The organism is Methylorubrum sp. B1-46 (assembly GCF_021117295.1).
Taxonomy (GTDB): domain Bacteria; phylum Pseudomonadota; class Alphaproteobacteria; order Rhizobiales; family Beijerinckiaceae; genus Methylobacterium.
The window spans coordinates 2,598,299-2,602,159 of sequence record NZ_CP088247.1; the positions used below are offsets into that span (position 1 = coordinate 2,598,299).

The 3,861-nt window shown below is 64.6% G+C and carries 3 protein-coding genes; 2 read left to right on the forward strand and 1 reads right to left on the reverse strand.

The genetic code is table 11. The features are described 5' to 3' along the window. Position 1: 1 nt before the first annotated feature. Positions 2-934, forward strand: a complete 933-nt coding sequence (locus tag LPC10_RS12170) for a radical SAM protein (protein ID WP_231346896.1) — start codon at positions 2-4, stop codon at positions 932-934. Positions 935-1,005: 71 nt separating this feature from the next. On the opposite strand, the gene LPC10_RS12175 is transcribed toward LPC10_RS12170, so the two are convergent. After that, entirely contained in the window at positions 1,006-2,010 is a 1,005-nt protein-coding gene (locus LPC10_RS12175; protein WP_231346897.1) for a helix-turn-helix domain-containing protein, read from the reverse strand. An 860-nt stretch (positions 2,011-2,870) separates the two neighbouring features. Here LPC10_RS12175 and LPC10_RS12180 point away from each other — a divergent pair. Continuing rightward, complete coding sequence (locus tag LPC10_RS12180) at positions 2,871-3,671, forward strand: SapC family protein (protein ID WP_231346898.1); 801 nt, start codon at positions 2,871-2,873, stop codon at positions 3,669-3,671. The last annotated feature ends 190 nt before the right edge of the window (positions 3,672-3,861 follow it).

Consider the following 3,861-nt stretch of genomic DNA (forward strand, 5'->3'; position numbering starts at 1 on the left):
CATGGGACGCTACGACCACGCGGCTTACGTCTCCCTGACGATGGAGTTCCGCTGCAATCTCAAATGCATCCACTGCATGATCGAGGGCACGATGGACCGGCTCGCGCCGGAATCCGACGCGCAGTTCGAGGAGATCCTCGCCCGCAACGCCCGTGAGCGGCGCTGGACCGGCCTGATCCTGACCGGTTCCGAGATCACCCTGCGGCGCGACCTGCCCGATCTCGCGCGGCGGGCGCGGGCGAGCGGCTTCGACCATGTCCGCATCCAGACCCACGGCATGCATCTCGGCCAGCCGAGCTTCTGCCATCGGCTGGTGGAGGCTGGAATCGACGAGTTCTTCGTCTCGATCGCCGGCAGCGATGCCGCCAGCCACGATGCCCTCACCCTGGTGCCGGGCTCGTTCGAACGCGCCCTGCGGGGCCTGGAAACCCTCGACGCGATGGAGGGCGTCGAGACCCTCACCAACACCGTGGTGACCGAACGCAGCTACCGCCTGCTGCCCGCACTGGTCGATCGGCTCGCCCACCTCAAGCGCCTGACTCAGATGGAGTTCTGGGTCTACTTCCCGATGTCCGAGCGTGACGAGAAAGGCCTTGTCGCGCGTCACGCCGACGTCCTGCCCTACCTGCGCGAGGCGGTCCTTCGGGCCCGCGCGCTCGGTCGCGCCGTCGAGGTGAAGAACTTTCCGGAATGCCTGCTCGGCGATCTCGGCGACGCGCTCGTCAACGGCCAGCCCGAACTGCACATCGATCCGGATTTCTGGCGGGAGTTCGGGCGCAACGGCTTCTATCAATGCGTCCACCGGGAGGTCTGCTCCTCCCGCGAATGCCTGGGCCTCAACACGGCCTACATCGAAAAGTTCGGCCTCGAAGCCGACAGCGTGCAGCCGTTGCGCGCACCCCGGCGTCGGGCCTGGAGCCGAGCTCCGGCCTGAGGCGGCGATGCCGCCGTTCCGACGCGCCGCCTTGTGTTTTCAGGCTGGCCGCCTCCTGTCGGTGCGACGCGTCAGCGGTTCCCAAGCCGGGGCCACCAATCGTGAAGGACGTCGAGGTCGGTCCGCGTGTCCTTCTGGGCGAGGGCGACCTGCTCGGCCCGGAACTCACTCGCGGTGATGCCGAACTGGGCGCGGAAGCTGCGGCTGAAATGGACCTTGCCGCGAAACCCGAAATCGGCCGCGAGCCGGGAGAGGCGGCGCGTTTCCAGTGGATCGCTGAGGGCGGCCCGGACTGCCAGCAGCCGCCGCTCCTGAACCGAGCGCATGATGCCGCCGTAGGGAGCGAACATCCGGTAGAGGGTCGCGCGCGACACGCCGATCTCGTTGGCGATCATCTCCGGTGACAGTTCCGGCGAAGCAAGATGGGTGCGGATCGTCTGCTCGGCGAGCGCGAGATGACTGGCGGCGAGGGCCGGTGTCTCGGTGATCTCCTCGGCGCGCGCGGGGTCGAGCAACACGCGCAGAAAATCCAGCGTTTGCGTCACGACCTCCGCGACATCCGGTTCCTCAAGGAGCGTACTGCGTTCGCGCAGGGCGATCAGATGCGCGGCGAGCAAGCGGTTGCGCGCCGGATCGAGCCGCGGCGGCAGCGTGCGGTCGGCAAGGCCCGGCAGCAAGACGCGCGGAACGATCAGCGCGATCGTGTCCGACGAGGCCGCGAGCGTGTCGACCTCCTGGGCGAGGTCGATGATTGCGACCTGCGACGACCAGATCGTGGACTGCTGCCCGCTGATGAGGCCGTTGAAACCACCGACATTGTAGAGATGGAAGAGGATGTGATCCGGTGTGCGGGCGATGAGATCCCGGTCGCGGCGGTAGCTCTGCGCCCCGAACACGACCCGTGCCACCATGATGTCGCCGATTACGGCACCGCTGGCCGAGCCGGTCGGGCTGCGTTGATCGGGATGGAAAGCCCGCGGCTCGAACAGGGGGCCGACGACGCCCCGCCAGATCTCTGCCGCGCTCTCGTGGGGCAGTCCGGTCGTGAGGTAATCCAGTCGCTGGAGAGAGGCCACGAGACAAACGACTTCCAAGAACACGATCGGCAGGCTTGTTCGCTTCCGCCCATGGGTGCCGACACCGGTGAAGCAGGGACGAGAACCGTGGTCGCGTTAGTGCATGATGAGCTTCTTTGATGAGATTTCTGGCAGTATAGAAAGTGAATGATTCATTATAAGCGAGGTATTTCTCGTCCTGTCATGAAGGGCGACCCGGCTTGGCAGGCTTCGTCCGATGCTTCGGCACAGCTAAATCCGGCGGGCGGCTTTTCAAGTGCGAAGTTCCACCGCAAAAGTTGCACGGGCGGTCACGTGAGCGTTCAGCGCAGACGGAATGCCAATCATAATAGGCTCATGATTGTTGCGCGATGTCGCATCAATGCGCCAATTGCAAGATTATTCATTCGATCTAGGTCGATTCTAAAAAACTGACGAAGGTTATCGTCAATTTAGGGGCTTCGGAGGCGACGACGATGCGTCGGATGTTTTGGGGTATCCTATGGATATGGCGGGTTTTACGTGACGGGCGTCGCGATCTTGTGCTCGGCCAGGGTTGAGAGCGGGCATCGCTGGGCAGAAACTTTCGTCTCCCGGCACACGGATCTCGGCTTCGCCCCCGGATCGAACCCGAACAAAGCCGTATGACAATTTTTGCGACGACCGTTTTCGCGATTGCTTGCGATGGCTGCGGGTTCGAAACAGGAGCGGCAGGATTGATCAACGTGAGCCGGGCCTCCGTGCCTGTCCGGCGAAGTCAGGTTCTGAGACGCTGGATCAATCGAAAAATGGAACCAACCCTCTCAACCGAGGGGCGGTACTGATATGGATCAGAAGGCGAAGATGCGGGAATCGCACAAGCGCCGCAATGTGGGGTCGGAATGAGCAAGCAGCTTCTCATCTACGAGCGTGCCGTGCCGGTGACGCGTCAGCGTCATGGGGCGTGGTCAGTCAAGGCGGGGGCATCGTTCGAGTTCGCGCGCAGCGTCAACTCCGTGCCGCTGATGGTGGCCGAGTTTCCGAACGCCGCGGCCGAGTACACCATCGTCTTCGGCGGCGCGGAAGACGAGATTATCCCGGTGGCGCTGCTCGGGATCCGCGACAACGAGAATCTCTACGTCTCCGATTCCGGCACCTGGGCCGGCGCCTACGTTCCGGCCTTCCTGCGCCGCTATCCCTTCGTGTTCTCCAGCGATAACGCGAACGACGCCGACGCGACCTTCACGCTCTGCGTCGATGAGGAATTCTCCGGCTGCAACGACGAGGGTCGGGGCGAGCGTCTGTTCGATGCCGACGGCGAGCGCACGCAGTACCTGCAGAACGTCCTGGGCTTCCTCCAGGCCTACCAAGTGCAGTTCCAGCGCACCAAGCTGTTCGTGAAGCGCCTGCAGGAGTTCGGCCTGCTGGAGCCGATGCAGGCGCAGTTCACGCTGCGCAGCGGCCAGCGCTCGACCCTGTCGGGCTTCAGCGTGGTCAACCGCGAGCGCCTCAAGGCCCTCGCGCCCGAGCAGCTCGCCGAGCTGATGCAGGCGGACGAGATGGAGCTCGTCTATCTGCACCTCACTTCGCTGCGGAACCTGACACCGATCGCCGAGCGGATCGGCGGTCCGGCCGATGCCGCTCAGGCCGCGGAGACCGCTCCGTCCTCGCCGACGGACTTCGAGACGTCGGGCAACGCCTGATCCGAGGGCCCGCACCGGCCTCTCCAAAGGGCTGGCGCGATCGCGCATGTCCGGGCGGCGCCCTTTCGGGTGCCGCTCCAGATTTCAATGACGGCTTTTGCAACCCCAGCCGCCTCACCGTGTGCCGGGCAATGCTGTCTGCTGCGCGTCCGCCGAGGGCGCCGGCGTCCGGGTTTTGGAGAGAGCGGCA

Coding starts and splice junctions, on each gene's coding strand:
- LPC10_RS12170 (WP_231346896.1), top strand. CDS start 2: ATGGGACGCTACGACCACGCGGCTTACGTCTCCCTGACGATGGAGTTC.
- LPC10_RS12180 (WP_231346898.1), top strand. CDS start 2,871: ATGAGCAAGCAGCTTCTCATCTACGAGCGTGCCGTGCCGGTGACGCGT.